The organism is Shinella sp. AETb1-6 (genome assembly GCF_009826875.1).
GTDB classification, from domain to species: domain Bacteria; phylum Pseudomonadota; class Alphaproteobacteria; order Rhizobiales; family Rhizobiaceae; genus Shinella; species Shinella sumterensis.
The window spans coordinates 44,400-59,111 of sequence record NZ_WUMM01000016.1; the positions used below are offsets into that span (position 1 = coordinate 44,400).

The window sequence follows — 14,712 nt, forward strand, 5'->3', positions numbered from 1 at the left end:
CCTCACAGTTCCGGGGCGACGAGGTCGGCGACGGGGCCATCGGTGTGCAGCTTTGCGCCGGTCTTGGCCTGGAGATCCTCAAAGGAGAGGCCCGGCAGCTTTTCGCGCAGCACAAAGCGGCCGTCCACGATGTCGATCACGGCGAGGCTGGTATAGACGCGCGTGATGCAGCCGACGCCGGTCAGCGGGAAGGTGCAGGCTTCCACCAGCTTGGGCTTGCCGTCCTTGGTGACGTGTTCGGTGATGACGAAGACCTGCTTTGCGCCGTGCACGAGGTCCATGGCGCCGCCGACGGCGGGCACGCCCTTGGAGCCGACGCGCCAGTTGGCGAGGTCACCGTTCTGCGCGACCTGGTAGGCGCCGAGAATGGCGACGTCGAGATGGCCGCCGCGCACCATGGCGAAACTGTCGGCGTGATGGAAGAAGGCGGCGCCGGGCTTCAGCGTCACGGCCTTCTTGCCTGCATTGATCAGGTCCCAGTCCTCTTCACCCTCGGCCGGCGGTTCGCCGAAATCGAGGATGCCGTTCTCCGTGTGGAAAATGGCCTGCCGGCCGGGCGGCTGGTAGCGCGCGACCATTTCGGGAAAGCCGATGCCGAGATTGACATAGGCGCCGTCGCGGATGTCCTGCGCCGCGCGCCAGGCGATCTGGGCGTTGGAAAGCTTGAGGTCTTCGGTGGTTTCGACGGTCATGCGTAGACGGCTCCCGTCCGGATGAGGACTTCTTCCTGTTGCGGATTGGCGATTTCGACGACGCCGTCGACGAAGATGCCCGGTGTCACCACATGCTCCGGGTCGATGCCGCCGAGCGGAACGATCTTCGAGACCTGCGCAATGGTCTTGGCCGCGGCCATGCACATGAGCGGATTGAAATTGCGCGCGGCCTTGTTGTAGGTGAGGTTGCCGTGGATGTCGCCGACATGCGCCTTCACGATGGCGAAGTCCGCCTTGAGCCAGCGCTCCTGCACATAGGCGCGGCCATCGAATTCGGCGATGACCTTGCCTTCGGCCAGTTCCGTTCCGTAGCCGGTTGGCGTGTAGAAGGCGGGAATACCTGCGCCGCCGGCGCGGATGCGCTCGGCGAGCGTGCCTTGCGGTACGAGCTCCAATTCCACCTTGCCGGCGAGATAGGCTTCCGTGAAGGCACGGGGGTCAGACGAGCGCGGGAAGGAGCAGATCATCTTCTTCACCAGACCGGCATCGATCATCGCGGCAATGCCGATACGGCCGTTGCCCGCATTGTTGTTGATGACGGTCAGATCCTTCGGGCCCTTGTCGATCAGGGCGTGGATCAACTCGATCGGCGCGCCCGAGCCGCCGAAGCCGCCGATCATGACGGTTGCGCCATCGCCGATCCCGGCGACGGCCTCGGCCGCACTCGCAATTGTCTTGTCCATGTCTAAAACCTCCATGCGACGGCTGGTCGATGAGCCATCGTTTTCGCGTGGGACTAAAGGCGCAAAAGCGTTCGACGGCAATCAATTTGTGCGTTATATGACTTTTGTTCGAATATCGCACGAGTGGGGCGCTCCTGATGACGGTGAAGGAACGGGACATGATGGGCGGCCTCGCCAAGGGGCTGAAGGTGATCGAAGCTTTCAGCGCCGAGCGCCCGCGCCTTTCCATTGCCGAAGCGGCCGACATCGCCGGGCTCGACCGCGCCACCACGCGGCGCTGTCTGCTGACGCTTTCCGAACTCGGCTATGCCGCCTATGACGGCAAGTTCTTCACGGTCACCCCGCGTATCCTGCGCCTCGGCACGGGCTGTCTTGCCACCATGCCGTTGCCGCGCATCGTCCAGCCGACGCTCGACCGTCTGTCGGAGGAGATCGGCCAGAGCACGTCGGTATCGATCCTCGACGAATGGGAAATCGTCTATGTGGCCCGCGCCGCCCAACAGCGGGTGATGTCCATCGCGCTGATGCCGGGTTCGAGACTGCCGGCCTATTGCACGTCGATGGGGCGCGTGCTGCTGGCTGCGCGCGCAGAGGAAGAGGCGCGGGCGCTGCTGGAGGCCTCGCCGCGCGTGGCCCGGACCGAGCGCACGGTGACGGACATGTCCGCGCTGATGGCGGCGCTGGAGGATGTGCGCCGGCTCGGCTTCGCGTCCATCGATCAGGAGGTGGAAACCGGCCTGCGCTCCATCGCCGTGCCGTTGCGCACGTCGCGCGGCAAAACGATCGCCGCGCTCAATGTCGGCCTTGCCGCGACCGCGGAGCCGATGGCGGCCATCGTCGAGCGCTACCTGCCGGCGCTCTTGAAGCGGCAGGCCGAACTTGCATCGATGCTGGCCTGATCAGTAGGGCAGGCCGACATAGTTCTCGGCGAGCGCCGTCTGGGCGGCCTGCGAGCCTGCGAGATAGTCCATTTCCGCCCCCTGCATGCGGCGAAGGAATTCGCCTTCGTCCGGGAAGACATGCAGCATCCGCGTCATCGCCCAGGAGAACCGGGAGGCCTTCCAGACGCGGGCGAGCGCCGTGGCGGAATAGGATGTGAGATGATCATCGTCGCCGGCATAGTGGGCGATCAGCGCCCGCGACAGGTAATAGACATCGGAGGCGGCAAGGTTCAGGCCCTTGGCGCCGGTCGGCGGCACGATATGGGCGGCATCGCCGGCCAGATACAGCCTTCCCCAGCTCATCGGCTCCGAGATGAAGCTTCTGAGCGGCGCGATGGATTTTTCGATCGAGGGGCCGGTTTCCAGGCTTTCCGCCAGGTCCGCCGGCAGGCGGCGGCGCAGTTCCGCCCAGAAGGCGTCGTCGCTCCAGTCGTCCGGCTTGTCCGTCAGCGGCACTTGCAGGTAGTGGCGGCTGAGATGGGCATTGCGCATGGAACATAGCGCAAAACCGCGGTCCGAGCCGGCATAGACCAGTTCGTGCTGCAGCGGTCTCGTTTCGGAGAGAATGCCGAGCCAGCCGAAGGGATAGATGTGCTCATAGTCGCGGCGCGTCGTCTCGGGGATCGTCCTGCGGCTGACGCCGTGGAAGCCGTCGCAGCCGGCAATGTAATCACAGTCGATGCGATGGCTCGTTCCGCCATGGGTGAAGGTCACATAGGGCGCGTCGCTATCGGCACCGTGAATCTCCACGCCTTCCGCCTCGTGGTAGATCGGCGCATCAGTGCGGTCCAGTTCGTCATAGAGGTCGCGCGTGACTTCCGTCTGGCCGTAGATCGTCACGGAATTGCCGGTCAGGGCCTTGAAATCGATATGGACCTGCTTGCCATGGGCAGCAAGAAGCGTCCCGCCGTGCACGAAGCCCTCGGCATCCAGCCGCTTGCCGACACCGGCCTCGCGCAGCAGGTCGCAGAGGCCCTGCTCCAGCACGCCCGCCCGGATGCGGGCGAGCACATAGGCGCGGGTGCGCTGTTCCAGTACGACGGCATCCACCCCCTTGCGACGCAGAAGAAGAGACAACAACAGGCCCGAAGGCCCGCCGCCGATGATGACGACCTGATGACGCATGGTGCGTTCGCTCCCGAAATTACAGCGGTGAAAAGGCAAGCGGGCGCAGCACGATATGGCTGCTGCCCCCCGCCAGAGGGATGGACGGAACGGGATCGGGGCTGCGGGGCAGAAGCGAGAGGGATCCCGCCGCCCGGCCGGAAAGCACCGTCCATGTCGCAACCGCGCCGTCGATCGGCTCGCCGGAAACGAGCGCGGCGCAGGCCGGCGTAAAGAGCGGCGCGCCCGCTGCCCGCGCCGGATGCGGCTTTCGCCTATCCGCAACGACAGCCTCGAAGGCAGCGGAGGATGCGACCGTTTGAAGGAAGCGGTTTTCCTGCTCCTCTACCAGCGCGAAGGCCTTGGGAATGAAGCCTTCAATCCAGGCCGCCTCGGTGGCGAGCGACGCGCGGCAGGTCTCGCGTTCGGCCCAGTCGGCATAGGACCAGAGGTGGTGGATGGTGTTGAGCGGACCGGTCTCGCCCAGCCAGTAGCCGGCAAGCGGCAGGTGCCGCGTGACCAGCGGCAGTCCCTCGTCGGCCAGCAGTGCAAGATAATCGCCCGCCGCGCCCGGCTTCAGGCGATAGCTTCGCCACTCATGGATCATGTCTGTCTCCCATGGTGCGCAAACTGACCATGGGGACCGATTTGGGAAATGGACGGAGCGTCGGAAAGATTGGACGATACCCGGTCGGCCGTCAGCTGTCGTGATGCAGCGCCTGTTTGCGGAAGGCGCCGGGCGAAAGGCCGACGCGCTGGGTGAAGAAGCGGTTGAAATAGGCGGGATCGTCGAAGCCCGTGAGATGCGCCACCTGCGCTACGCTGCTTTCGGTATAGACGAGGTAACGTTTCGCCTCGATCACGATGCGCTCATAGAGGAGGTCGGAGGCCGTCTTGCCGGCCCTGGCCTTGCAGGCCGCGTTCAGGCGCGCCGGCGTGACGGCGAGATCGCCGGCATAGAAGGCCAGCGAGCGTTCGTTGCGGAAATGCTCCTCAAGCAGGCCCCGATAGCGAACGAGGAGGTCGTAGTCGCGGTCGGGTGCGGCAATGCCCGGATCGTCATGGGAGACATTCAGCCGCAGCACCACGACGAGCACGCGCATGAACTGCGCCATGATGGCCGTGCGTCGGCCGGGTGCCGACCAGATGAACTCGCGGTGCATCCATTCGAAGGTTTCCATGACGGCGGGTATGGAAACGCCGGTGCCCTCCAGCGGATAGACGGCCGGCCGTTCCGATGCGTGCGCCAGGCGCGCATCCGATGCCGAGGCGGCCTTGAGGCAGCCGAGCGCGGCGGTGACGACGAAGCCGTCGGTGCCGGGGTTGAAGTCGATCTGGTGCACGATCCCCGCCGGCACGACGAGGATGCCGGGGGCGGGGATCGACAGCACCTGTTCTTCCATGCGGATGGAGCCGCCGCCGCTTTTCACCAGCAGAACCTGCATGTGATCGGGGTGGGAATGCGGACGAATTCTCCAATCGTTGGGGCCGCTGCGGTCGCGGATCGGCTCGACGTGCAGGAAGTCGAGTTCGACGTCCGCGCCTTGATCGCCATAGAGATAATAGTGCGGAATGCTGCGCCCGGTGCCGTTCGCCATTTCTCCTCCCCGGTTTCTCCCGATTGAATTGTGCAACAATTCCACGGGTGCGTCCATTGGTTCTGCCCGGGCCGCAGCGTAGCAAGATGTCCTGCCATTCATGACAGGGAGGAACCGATGGAGCGGCTTGAGGAGAGGGGGCGCGTCTGCGACGTGCTGGTCATAGGCTCGGGTGCCGGCGGTCTCGCCACGGCCATCGTCGCGAAGAAACATGGTCTCTCCGTCATCGTCATCGAGAAGGAGCCGGTGTTCGGCGGAACCACCGCTTTCTCCGGTGGCGTTCTCTGGATACCCGGCAATCGCCACGGCAAGGTCAACAATCCCGCCGACACACGCGAGGCCGCACGCCGCTACATGAAGGCGGAGACGGGAAACTGGTTCGATGAGGGCGCCGTCGATGCCTTCCTCGATGCCGGGCCGAAGATGCTCGACTGGTTTGAGAGGCAGACCACAGTCAAATTCGTGCCGACGCTCTACCCGGATTACCATCCGACGGTGGATGGCGGCGCTGATGTCGGGCGCTCCGTGCTTGCAGAACCCTTCGACACGAGCGCGCTTGGTGACAACCTGAAGCGCCTGCGCCCGCCGCTCTCGACCATCACCTTCATGGGCATGATGTTCAATTCGTCCAATGCGGACATCAAGCATTTCTTCAATGCCACGAAATCACTGACGTCGTTCACCTATGTGCTGAAGCGGCTTGCCGCCCATGCGGGGGAGGTGGCGCGCTATGGACGTGGCGTGCAGGTGACGAGCGGCAATGCGCTCGCCGCCCGGCTTGCCAAGAGCTGCTTCGATCTCGGTATCCCGATTCTGACGGAAACGCCGGCTCTTCGTCTCGTCAAGGAAGGCGATCGCGTGACGGGCGCGGAGGTGGGTGGCGCCGAGCCTGGCACCATTACCGCCCGGCGTGGCGTCGTGCTGGCCTGCGGCGGCTATGCGCAGGATCTCGCCCGGCGGGCCGATGTCTATGCCCATCTGAGGTCCAGCCAGGCGGGGCATTATTCGCCGGTGCCGGAGGGCAATGCCGGGGATGGCATCCGTCTTGGCGAGGCGGCGGGCGGCGCCTTCGATGCGGAATTTCCCCAACCCGCAGCCTGGATGCCGGTCAGCCGCGTGCCGGGAAAGGGTGTCTTTCCGCATCTGCTCGATCGCTACAAACCGGGCATGATCGCCGTGCTTTCCAACGGCAAGCGCTTTACCAACGAGAGCGAGAGCTATCACGATGTGGGGGCTGCGATGATCGCCTCGGGTGAGGCCGCCGCCTGGTTGATTTGCGATCACCGTACGATCCGAAAATACGGCCTCGGCCATGCCAAGCCCGCGCCGATGCCGCTCTCCCTCTGGCTGCGCTCCGGCTATCTCAAGAAGGGCCGCACGCTGGCAGAGCTCGCGCAGGCCTGCGGCATCGAGCCCGCCGCGTTGGAGGCGACGGTGGCCGACTTCAACCGCGGTGCCCGGGAGGGGCGCGACGAGGCGTTCCATCGCGGCGAGACCGCGTTCAACCGCTATCTCGCCGATCCCGAAAACAAGCCGAACCCCTGCGTTGCGCCCGTGGAACGGGGGCCGTTCTATGCGGTGAAGCTGGAGATGGGCGATCTCGGCACCTTCGATGGCCTGAAGACCACCGTGCCCGGCGAAGTGCTGGATCGCGCGGGGGCCGTCATCCCCGGCCTATTCGCCGTCGGCAACGACCGCGCGTCGATCATGGGCGGCAACTATCCCGGCGCCGGCATCACGCTCGGCCCGGCCATGACCTTCGGCTGGATCACCGGCCGCTACCTTGCGGGCATCGCGCCCGATGCGACGAACAGGGAGGAAGCCGCATGAGCTGGCTTGGACTGGATGGAAAGACCGCCGTCATCACCGGCGCGGGAGGCGGGATCGGCCAGGCTCTGACGCGGGCCTTTGCGGCCGAGGGCGTGCGTGTCGTGCTGCTCGACCGCACCGAGGAGCGCATCCGGGAGCTTGCGGACGAACTCGGCAACGGCGCTTTCGTGCTGTCCTGCGACCTCTCCAAAGGCGACGAGATCGCCGCCGCTGCGGAGGCGGTGGAGGCGGAAGGCGGGGCCGACATTCTCGTCAACAATGCCGGCATCCTGCGGCCGGGCCCGCTCGAAAGCGTGAGCGAGGCCGACTGGTCGGCCATGCTTTCGGTCAATCTCAATGGCTATCTCGCGGCCGCGCAAGCCTTCGGCAGGCGCATGATCGCGCGCGGCAGCGGCACGCTTGTCCATGTGGCGAGCATTGCCGGCACGCATCCGCAGCCGGCGAGCGGCGCCTATTCGGCCTCCAAGGCGGCGATCCTGATGCTGTCGCGCCAACTTGCCTATGAATGGGGTCCGAATGGGATCCGTTCCAACACCGTCAGCCCCGGCCTCGTGCGAACGCCCCTCTCCGAACCCTTCTATCGCGATGCGGAGGTGAAGGCGAAGCGGGAGGCCATGGTGCCGCTCGGGCGGATCGCCGAGCCGAAGGACATGGCGGATGTCGCCCTGTTCCTCGCCTCGCCGCGTGCCTCCTATGTCACCGGGCAGGACATTGTGGTCGATGGGGGACTGTCGCAGACGCTGATGGGGCTGGTGCCGAGGCCCGGCTATGCGTGAGGAAAAACACGCGCTCGTCACCGGCGGCGCCGATGGCATCGGGCTTGCCATAGTACAGGCGCTGGCGGATGCCGGCTATCGCGTCACCATCGCCGATCTCGACGGTGAGAAGGCGGCGGCGCGGGCACTCGCGCTGGGTGAGGGGCATCGGGGCCTTGCCTGCGACATCACCGACGAGGCGCATGCGATTGCGGCGGCGTCCGCCGCACCCTTCGACGTTCTCGTCAACAATGCGGGCATCGGCGACAGCCACCTGCCGACGCTGGAGCAGGGCATCGACACCTTCCGCAAGGTGCTCGACGTGCATCTGGCGGGCACCTTCCTGATGTCGCGCGAGGTCGGCAGGGGCATGGTTGCGCGAGGATCGGGCGCCATCGTCAACCTGTCCTCCATCGCAGGGATCACCGGACTGCCGAAGCGCAACGCCTATGGCGCCGCCAAGGCCGGCATCGTCGCCATGACACGGGCCATGGCCTGCGAATGGGCGGGCAGGGGCGTGCGGGTCAATGCGGTCGCGCCGGCCTTCGTGGAAACGGCGCTTGTCCGCACGCTCGCCGATGCGGGGCGCATCGACCTGCCGACGCTGCGCCGACGCACGCCGATCGGCCGGTTGATCGCCGCGCAGGAAGTGGCGGCGGCCGTGGCCTTTCTCGCGTCGCCGGCAGCGTCGGGCATTACCGGCGCCGTCCTGCCGGTGGATGGCGGTTGGACCGCCTTCGGCGATTTCGGGGATGCGTGGCGGGATGACGCCTAGCTGGCCACGGTGGGGAAAACACCCGCCAGCTTGGCGGGCGGCGGCGGGGCATAACCGCCGAGGCGGGATGTGCGGATATTGAGGCCGGCCATCGCTTCGGCCAGCTTCACCGCGCAGGACACGCCGTCGAGGACGGGAAGCCCATGTTCGGCGGCAAGGTCCGCCGCGAGGCTCGCCATGCCGGCGCAGCCGAGCACGATCGCCTCTGCACGGTCTTCGCCGATGGCCAGCCCGATCTCGGCGCTGATCTTCTGGCGGGCGTTGGAGCCGGGCTGTTCGAGCTCCAGCACGGCGACTTCCGAGGAGCGCACGCGGGCGCAACGCACATCGAGTCCGTAGCGGGCGAGATTGTGTTCCAGCGCCGGCACCGAGCGGGCCAGCGTGGTCACGACGGTGAACTTGTTCGAGATCATCGACGCGAAATGATAGGCGGCCTCGCCGATGCCGATCACCGGCTTGTCGGTCAGGCAGCGGGCGGCGTCGAGGCCGGTGTCGTCGAAACAGGCGATGACGATCGCATCGCAATCCGGGTTGCGTCGGATCGCGTCGAGCAGGCCGGCCAGGCTCATCGCCTCATCGAAATAGCCTTCGATCGAAACGGGGCCGTGAACGGGATTGATCGCGGTCACCTGCGTGCCGGGAGAGGCGGCGGCACGCGCCGCCTTCCCGATATGCGCCGTCATCGAAGCGGTCGTGTTGGGATTGATGACGAGAATTTTCATGTCAGAGTTCGCCTCCCAGGTAGGCAGCCTTGATGCGGTCGTCGTTCATCAGTTCCCTGGAATTGCCTGACAGCGCGATGGATCCGGTGGAAAGCGCGTAGGCGCGATTGGAGATGGACAGCGCCATGCGGCTGTTCTGCTCGACGAGGAGGATGGAAACCTTCTCGTCGCGGCTGATCGCGACGATGGCGCGCGCGATATCCTGCACGAGCTTCGGGGCGATACCGAGCGACGGTTCGTCCAGAAGCAGGAGCTTGGGGCGGGCCATCAGGGCGCGACCGATCACCATCATCTGCTGTTCGCCGCCGGACATGGTGCTGGCCTGCTGGTGATACCGTTCGCGCAACCGCGGAAACCGCGTCAGCACGCTTTCCAGGGTCTGTTCGATCTCGGCCTTGTCGGTGCGGGTGAAGGCGCCCATCAGGAGATTGTCCTTCACCGACATCAGCGGAAAGGCGCGACGGCCTTCCGGCACCATGGAAATGCCCCGGCGGACGATATCCGACGCCGATGCGCCATCGAGCCGTTCGCCCTGATAGAGGATCCGCCCGGACTTGAGGGGCCGAAGCCCGGTGATTGCCCGCAGGATCGAGGACTTGCCCGCACCGTTCGCGCCGATCAGCGCGACGGTCTCGCCTTCGGCCACATCGATGGAAACGCCCTTCAGCGCATAGATGTGATCGTAATAGAGTTCGATGTTCTCAACGCTCAATATGTTCGTCATGGCTTACATCCCGATCGCTGCATCTTCGGAGCCGAGATAGGCCTCGATGACCTGCTCGTTCTCCCGGATTTCCTGGGGCGTGCCTTCGGCGATCTTCTGGCCGAAATTGATGCACACGATCCGGTCGCTGATCTTCATGACCGCAGGCATGTCGTGCTCCACGAGCAGCACGGTGACGCCGCGTTCGTCGCGCAGGCGCCGCACGAGCGCGACCATCTTCATGGTCTCGTCGTGGTTCATGCCGGCGAAGGGTTCATCCAGCAGGATGACCTTCGGATCGGTGGCAAGGCCGATGGCCATGCCGAGTGCACGCAGATGCCCCTGCGGCAGGTTGGAGGCGAGTTCGTTGCGGATGGCCTGAAGGCCGAGAAAGTCGACGATATCGTCGGCCGAGGCCGCGAAGGCGTCCTCGTCCTCCTTCGCCTGTTTCGTGCCGAGGAAGAAGCCGAGGAGGCTCGCCTTCGAACGCAAGTGGTGGGAAACGATGATGTTTTCGCGCACCGTCATCGAGCGGAAGATCGTCGTTTCCTGGAAGGTCCGCACGACGCCCATGCGGGCCACCTTGTGCGGGGCGAGGCTCGATATGCGCTCCCCGTTGAAGATGACCTCGCCCGATGTCGCAGGCACGAACGAGGAGATCAGCTTGAACAGCGTCGACTTGCCGGCACCGTTCGGGCCGATCACCGAGAGGATCTCGCCCTTGTTGACGTCGAAGGAGACGTCGTTGACCGCCGTCAGGCCGCCGTAGCGCTTGGTGATGTTGCGGATTTGCAGGATCGGGCTCATGCGCGGCCCTCCTTCTTGTCGAGAAGGCTGAGGACACCGTTCGGCAGGACCAGCATGAGCAGGATCATGATGCCGGAATAGATGAGAAGCTGGTATTCGCGGGCGATCGACAGCAGGTCCCAGCCGAAATAGAGCAGCAGCGTTCCAAGCATCGGGCCGAAGACATAACCGAGGCCGCCGAGGAAGCAGTAGAGCATGAAGTTCACGCTGTCCGCGACCACGAAGGACGACGGGTAGATGGACTGGGCGATGGAGGCGAACATGGCGCCCGCGATGCCGCCGAAGAACGAGGAGATCGCATAGGCGAGCACCCGAAGATAGGCCGTGTTGACGCCGATGGACGCCGAAAGTTCCTCATTCTGCTGGAGGCTGCGGCAGAGGTGGCCAAGCCTGGAGTTCACGATGCGCCAGAGCACCAGATAGGTGACGATCATCAGCACGACGGCCATGATGTAGAAGCCGAAACGCGGATTGGCGAGCGAGCCGAAGGCCGGGATGATCGTGATGCCGAAGAGCGAGAACTCGCCCGGCAGCGGAATGGACGTGATGCCCTTGGCGCCATTGGTGATCGGCAGAGCAAGCGCCGTGAGCCGCGCGACTTCTGTCAGCACCAGCGTCACCATGGCGAAGTAGACGCCGCGCAGGCGCAGGATCGGCAGGCCGATCAGGACCGAGATCAGCGCGCAGAACAGGCCGGCCAGCGGCAATGTCAGCCAGAACGAGACACCGGCCTGCGTGACGAGGATGGTCGAGACATAGCCGCCCACCAGCGCATAGGCGCCCTGGCCGATATTGATGCGGCCGATATAGAACGTCAGCCAGACACCGGCGGCACCGACGGAGAGAAGGGCTACGGAAGTAAGGGTGTAGTAGAAATCCGACCGTCCGGTCGCCTTGATGATGAGCGGCACCAGCACGAAGACGGCGAGAAGGAAAGCGGCGAAGCCGAGGAGTTTTTTCGCGTTCATGGTCTCAACCCCACGGCTTGCCCATCAGCCCCTGCGGGCGGACGGCCAGGAACACCATCAGCGTGGCGAAGATGACGAGATAGGTGATGTCGCCATAGGCCGAGAGCACGGTCAGGCCCACGCTTTCCATCATGCCGAGGATGAAGCCGCCGGCGATCGCGCCCGAAATGACGCCGGCGCCGCCGATCATGATCATGAGGAAGGCCTTGACGGACGTCGGTCCGCCCATGCCGAGATTGACGCCGGTGATGGTGACGAGCAGACCGCCGACGAGGCCGGCGAGCATGGCGCCGAGCGCAAAGCCGATCATGGAATAGCGCGCGACATTCACGCCCATGAGCTGGGCGGCCATCTTGTCCTGCGCCAGGGCACGCATGGCGCGGCCGGTGCGCGAATAGTTCATGAAGGCGATGAAGACGACGATCAGCAGGATGGCGAGGACGCCGATCAGGATACGGTCGTAGGGCATGATGATGCGCATGTCCCAGTTGAACACGCCGTTGACGATCTTCGGCACGCCGCGCTGCTTTTCGCCGAAGGCGAGCAGGATGACGGCATCGAGGAAGAAGGCGATGCCGGCGGCGAGCAGCATGGTCGATTCATCGCGCTTGGACCGTCGTATGACCGGCGCGAAGAGGAATTTCTCGATGGCGGCGCCCAGAATTGCCAGCACGATGGCCGAAGCGAAGAGGCCGACGATGAAGGGCAGGCCGAGCTGCACCACGACCGTATAGGTGACGAAGCCGCCGAAGACGTACATCTGCCCATGGGCAAAGTTCAGCACGTTCATCAGCGAGAAGATCAGGGTCAGGCCGAGGGCGATCAGCGCGTATTGCGCGCCCAGGTACAAACCGTTGGCGATTATCTGTTCCATCGTGAGCCTCCAATGGAAGGTTCAGGCAAGGTGGGACCCGGCCGGACTGCGCGTGCGCTCCGGGTCCCGTTCTTGGGATGCCTGGGCTCTGATCAGTCGACCTGGCCGACGAACAGCGTTTCGAACTTGCCGCCCTTGAATTCGTTGACGACGAGGGGAACGGAAACCTGACGCTTCTGGCCGAAGGAGGTCATGCCGACATATTTCAGCTTGGCGTCGCCCTTCATGAAGGGGTTGGCGGCCTCGAACGTGTCCATGGTCTTCTTGTATTCCTCGACATTGTCGATTGCCGCCGGGTTCGCCTTCAGCGTTTCGATGATGTATTCGAGGGCATAGACCTTGGTGTTGGACTCGTCGTTGTACTCGCCGAACATCTTGGTGTAGCGGTCGACGAATTCCTTCATCGTATCGCTGGCGAGTTCCGGCGTGGATGCGCCGCCGACCGAGATGAAGCCCTCGGCAAGCTCGCCGGCACCTTCCTGCAGAACCGTGGCATCCTGTCCCGTCTCCGTGGAAATGAAGCCGGTATAGCCCAGCTCGCGGGCGGAACGGATGAGCTGCGGCGCGTTGGCGGGAGAGACGCCCGAGAGCACGAGCAGGTCCGGCGAAGCTTGGATGACGGGCAGCAGGACCGGCGTGAAGTCCGTCGTATCCACCTGGTAGGTCACGTTGCCGGACACCACTTCGAGGCCCAGCGCCTGTGCGGCTGCAATGCCGGATTCACGCTGGCTGAGCGGATCGGACTCGTTGGCGGCAACGAAGGCCACCTTCTTCACGCCCTTGTTTTCCTTGAGGTACTTATAGATCGCCGGGCCGGACTGGTAGTTCGCCACCATGCCGAGGATCGCATTGGACGCCGGCGCGGTGAAGAGTTCCTTGGGGAAGGCGTAGGGGAAATACATGATGCCGTTCTGCTCGGCGACCGGGCGAACGGCGGCCGCGCCGTCATCGACGTTCGGGCCGACGACATAGTGCACGCCGTCCTGTGCCATCTTCTCCATGCCGGCGATGGCGCGCTTCGGGTCCTTCTGGTCGTCGAAGGGCACGATCTGGATGTTGTAGGTCTTGTCGCCGATCTTCACGCCGCCGAGTTCGTTCAGCCAGGCGGCACGCGTCTCCATGGAGCGCTGGTTGGAGATGCCCCAGGCCGCAGCCGGGCCGGAGGTGACGCCGACGAAGCCGATCTTCAAGGTGGCGTTTTCGGCATGGGCCATCAGCGGCATCGACAGGACGGTCGCTGCGGCGAGGGCGGAAAATTTCAGGAATGTACGCTTGTGCATGATGTTCTTCCTCTGGGCCATTAATTATTTTCTATCGGCAAGCGGGCCGCGAATGGCGGTCATGCTCAGCCTTGGCCTGAACATTGAGCGTATTGTTAACAATCTTGTCAAGTGGGTGTAAACAAATCATACGACGCAGTGTTGACGAAATGGACGCTTGTTGGTGAACCAAATCGGACCTATTTAGAGATATGCGATCCCGAGGCGCATGAGGTGAAATCGGTGGTGAATGTAGACAGGGACGACCTGGTCGAAGCGGACGAGATCGACGAGGGCGATATCGTCGATCGCATTTTCGAAGCGGTGATCGAGCAGAGATTGCCCCCGGGAACGAAGCTCTCCGAGTCCGCGCTGTGCGAGGCGTTCGGCGTCGGGCGCATGCGCATTCGCCGCAGCCTGCTTCTGCTCGCGAGCCGCGAAGTCGTGGAACTGCACGCCAATCGCGGCGCCTTCGTCGCGTCGCCGACCGCCGAGCAGGCGCGGGAGGTGTTCGAGGCGCGCCTGGCGCTGGAGCCCAACATCGCCCGCCTCGCCGTCCAGCGCGCGACGGATGAGGATATCGCGCAGCTCAACCGGCATCTCGAAATGGAATATGTCGCTCACAAGGAGCGGCACCGGCATGATGCCATCCGCCTGTCCGGCCAGTTTCATACCCTGATGGCGCAGATCGCCGGCAACGCCGTTCTCCTGCGCACGATGAAGGAACTTGTGACGCGGACGTCGCTGATCATCGGGATCTTCGGGGCGCCTGGCGTCAGCAACTGTCGCGACGACGACCACGCGGCCATTGTCGGGTCTTTCCGCACGCGGGATGCCGAAAAGGCGGCGTGGATGATGACGCTGCATCTGCGCCATATCGAAAGCCATCTTCAGCTCGGCTCGCCCGAGACGGGCGCGGTGGATCTCGTCCAGCTCTTCGCCAAGGGCTGACCTGCTCGGCACCCGGCTATCGCGTGATG

Annotated in this window: 16 protein-coding genes; 5 read left to right on the plus strand and 11 right to left on the minus strand. The window is 64.5% G+C overall.

Features of this window, described 5'->3' with window-relative positions; genetic code table 11:
• Positions 1–2: 2 nt before the first annotated feature.
• Both GR158_RS21870 and GR158_RS21875 read right to left on the minus strand, forming a co-directional pair.
• Complete coding sequence (locus GR158_RS21870; RefSeq protein WP_134646213.1) at positions 3–692, minus strand: CoA transferase subunit B; 690 nt, start codon at positions 690–692, stop codon at positions 3–5.
• Positions 689–1,396 (minus strand): 3-oxoacid CoA-transferase subunit A, encoded by a 708-nt coding sequence (locus tag GR158_RS21875; protein ID WP_160872581.1) that lies wholly within the window; start codon positions 1,394–1,396, stop codon positions 689–691. Before GR158_RS21875 ends, GR158_RS21870 begins: the two co-directional genes overlap by 4 nt.
• Before the next feature lie 137 nt (positions 1,397–1,533).
• On the opposite strand from GR158_RS21875, the gene GR158_RS21880 reads away from it, so the two are divergent.
• The gene (locus GR158_RS21880; RefSeq protein WP_160872582.1) at positions 1,534–2,295 is read left to right on the plus strand and encodes an IclR family transcriptional regulator C-terminal domain-containing protein; all 762 of its coding nucleotides are present in this window, start codon (positions 1,534–1,536) and stop codon (positions 2,293–2,295) included.
• Here GR158_RS21880 and pobA read toward each other — a convergent pair whose 3' ends face one another.
• The 3 genes from pobA to GR158_RS21895 all read right to left on the minus strand — a co-directional run bounded on the left by pobA (position 2,296) and on the right by GR158_RS21895 (position 5,039).
• Complete coding sequence (pobA, locus tag GR158_RS21885; protein ID WP_160872583.1) at positions 2,296–3,462, minus strand: 4-hydroxybenzoate 3-monooxygenase; 1,167 nt, start codon at positions 3,460–3,462, stop codon at positions 2,296–2,298. It abuts the gene before it with no gap.
• A 19-nt stretch (positions 3,463–3,481) separates the two neighbouring features.
• Positions 3,482–4,048 carry an NIPSNAP family protein gene (locus tag GR158_RS21890; RefSeq protein WP_160872584.1) on the minus strand — a complete coding sequence of 189 codons (567 nt, stop codon included), beginning with the start codon at positions 4,046–4,048 and terminating at the stop codon, positions 3,482–3,484.
• A 91-nt stretch (positions 4,049–4,139) separates the two neighbouring features.
• Entirely contained in the window at positions 4,140–5,039 is a 900-nt protein-coding gene (locus GR158_RS21895) for a helix-turn-helix domain-containing protein (protein ID WP_134646203.1), read from the minus strand.
• 117 nt (positions 5,040–5,156) lie between these two features.
• On the opposite strand from GR158_RS21895, the gene GR158_RS21900 reads away from it, so the two are divergent.
• Genes GR158_RS21900 through GR158_RS21910 form a run of 3 tightly spaced genes read left to right on the plus strand, consistent with a single transcriptional unit; the run spans position 5,157 to position 8,399 of the window.
• On the plus strand, positions 5,157–6,869 hold the full coding sequence (locus tag GR158_RS21900) for an FAD-dependent oxidoreductase (protein ID WP_160872585.1): 1,713 nt from the start codon (positions 5,157–5,159) through the stop codon (positions 6,867–6,869).
• Complete coding sequence (locus GR158_RS21905; RefSeq protein WP_160872586.1) at positions 6,866–7,645, plus strand: SDR family NAD(P)-dependent oxidoreductase; 780 nt, start codon at positions 6,866–6,868, stop codon at positions 7,643–7,645. Before GR158_RS21900 ends, GR158_RS21905 begins: the two co-directional genes overlap by 4 nt.
• On the plus strand, positions 7,638–8,399 hold the full coding sequence (locus tag GR158_RS21910; protein WP_160872587.1) for an SDR family NAD(P)-dependent oxidoreductase: 762 nt from the start codon (positions 7,638–7,640) through the stop codon (positions 8,397–8,399). Before GR158_RS21905 ends, GR158_RS21910 begins: the two co-directional genes overlap by 8 nt.
• On the opposite strand, the gene GR158_RS21915 is transcribed toward GR158_RS21910, so the two are convergent.
• From GR158_RS21915 to GR158_RS21940, 6 genes are all read right to left on the minus strand, one after another.
• Complete coding sequence (locus tag GR158_RS21915; protein ID WP_160872588.1) at positions 8,396–9,121, minus strand: aspartate/glutamate racemase family protein; 726 nt, start codon at positions 9,119–9,121, stop codon at positions 8,396–8,398. The genes GR158_RS21910 and GR158_RS21915 overlap by 4 nt on opposite strands.
• A 1-nt stretch (position 9,122) precedes the next feature.
• Positions 9,123–9,845, minus strand: coding sequence for an ABC transporter ATP-binding protein (locus tag GR158_RS21920; protein WP_134646193.1), 723 nt, complete (start codon positions 9,843–9,845; stop codon positions 9,123–9,125).
• A 3-nt stretch (positions 9,846–9,848) separates the two neighbouring features.
• Entirely contained in the window at positions 9,849–10,631 is a 783-nt protein-coding gene (locus GR158_RS21925) for an ABC transporter ATP-binding protein (RefSeq protein WP_160872589.1), read from the minus strand.
• Positions 10,628–11,599 carry a branched-chain amino acid ABC transporter permease gene (locus GR158_RS21930; protein WP_160872590.1) on the minus strand — a complete coding sequence of 324 codons (972 nt, stop codon included), beginning with the start codon at positions 11,597–11,599 and terminating at the stop codon, positions 10,628–10,630. Before GR158_RS21930 ends, GR158_RS21925 begins: the two co-directional genes overlap by 4 nt.
• 4 nt (positions 11,600–11,603) lie before the next feature.
• Positions 11,604–12,473, minus strand: a complete 870-nt coding sequence (locus tag GR158_RS21935; RefSeq protein WP_160872591.1) for a branched-chain amino acid ABC transporter permease — start codon at positions 12,471–12,473, stop codon at positions 11,604–11,606.
• 92 nt (positions 12,474–12,565) lie between these two features.
• Positions 12,566–13,753, minus strand: a complete 1,188-nt coding sequence (locus GR158_RS21940) for an ABC transporter substrate-binding protein (protein ID WP_246665749.1) — start codon at positions 13,751–13,753, stop codon at positions 12,566–12,568.
• A gap of 225 nt (positions 13,754–13,978) precedes the next feature.
• On the opposite strand from GR158_RS21940, the gene GR158_RS21945 reads away from it, so the two are divergent.
• The gene (locus GR158_RS21945) at positions 13,979–14,683 is read left to right on the plus strand and encodes a GntR family transcriptional regulator (protein WP_210253303.1); all 705 of its coding nucleotides are present in this window, start codon (positions 13,979–13,981) and stop codon (positions 14,681–14,683) included.
• Positions 14,684–14,712 lie beyond the last annotated feature (29 nt).

Bases quoted from the DNA above. Each gene is read 5' to 3' on its own strand.
- GR158_RS21930 (WP_160872590.1), bottom strand. From the start codon at position 11,599: ATGAACGCGAAAAAACTCCTCGGCTTCGCCGCTTTCCTTCTCGCCGTC.
- GR158_RS21905 (WP_160872586.1), top strand. From the start codon at position 6,866: ATGAGCTGGCTTGGACTGGATGGAAAGACCGCCGTCATCACCGGCGCG.
- GR158_RS21940 (WP_246665749.1), bottom strand. From the start codon at position 13,753: ATGCACAAGCGTACATTCCTGAAATTTTCCGCCCTCGCCGCAGCGACC.
- GR158_RS21920 (WP_134646193.1), bottom strand. From the start codon at position 9,845: ATGACGAACATATTGAGCGTTGAGAACATCGAACTCTATTACGATCAC.
- GR158_RS21915 (WP_160872588.1), bottom strand. From the start codon at position 9,121: ATGAAAATTCTCGTCATCAATCCCAACACGACCGCTTCGATGACGGCG.
- GR158_RS21880 (WP_160872582.1), top strand. From the start codon at position 1,534: ATGACGGTGAAGGAACGGGACATGATGGGCGGCCTCGCCAAGGGGCTG.
- GR158_RS21925 (WP_160872589.1), bottom strand. From the start codon at position 10,631: ATGAGCCCGATCCTGCAAATCCGCAACATCACCAAGCGCTACGGCGGC.
- GR158_RS21875 (WP_160872581.1), bottom strand. From the start codon at position 1,396: ATGGACAAGACAATTGCGAGTGCGGCCGAGGCCGTCGCCGGGATCGGC.
- GR158_RS21895 (WP_134646203.1), bottom strand. From the start codon at position 5,039: ATGGCGAACGGCACCGGGCGCAGCATTCCGCACTATTATCTCTATGGC.
- GR158_RS21935 (WP_160872591.1), bottom strand. From the start codon at position 12,473: ATGGAACAGATAATCGCCAACGGTTTGTACCTGGGCGCGCAATACGCG.
- pobA (WP_160872583.1), bottom strand. From the start codon at position 3,462: ATGCGTCATCAGGTCGTCATCATCGGCGGCGGGCCTTCGGGCCTGTTG.
- GR158_RS21890 (WP_160872584.1), bottom strand. From the start codon at position 4,048: ATGATCCATGAGTGGCGAAGCTATCGCCTGAAGCCGGGCGCGGCGGGC.
- GR158_RS21910 (WP_160872587.1), top strand. From the start codon at position 7,638: ATGCGTGAGGAAAAACACGCGCTCGTCACCGGCGGCGCCGATGGCATC.
- GR158_RS21900 (WP_160872585.1), top strand. From the start codon at position 5,157: ATGGAGCGGCTTGAGGAGAGGGGGCGCGTCTGCGACGTGCTGGTCATA.
- GR158_RS21870 (WP_134646213.1), bottom strand. From the start codon at position 692: ATGACCGTCGAAACCACCGAAGACCTCAAGCTTTCCAACGCCCAGATC.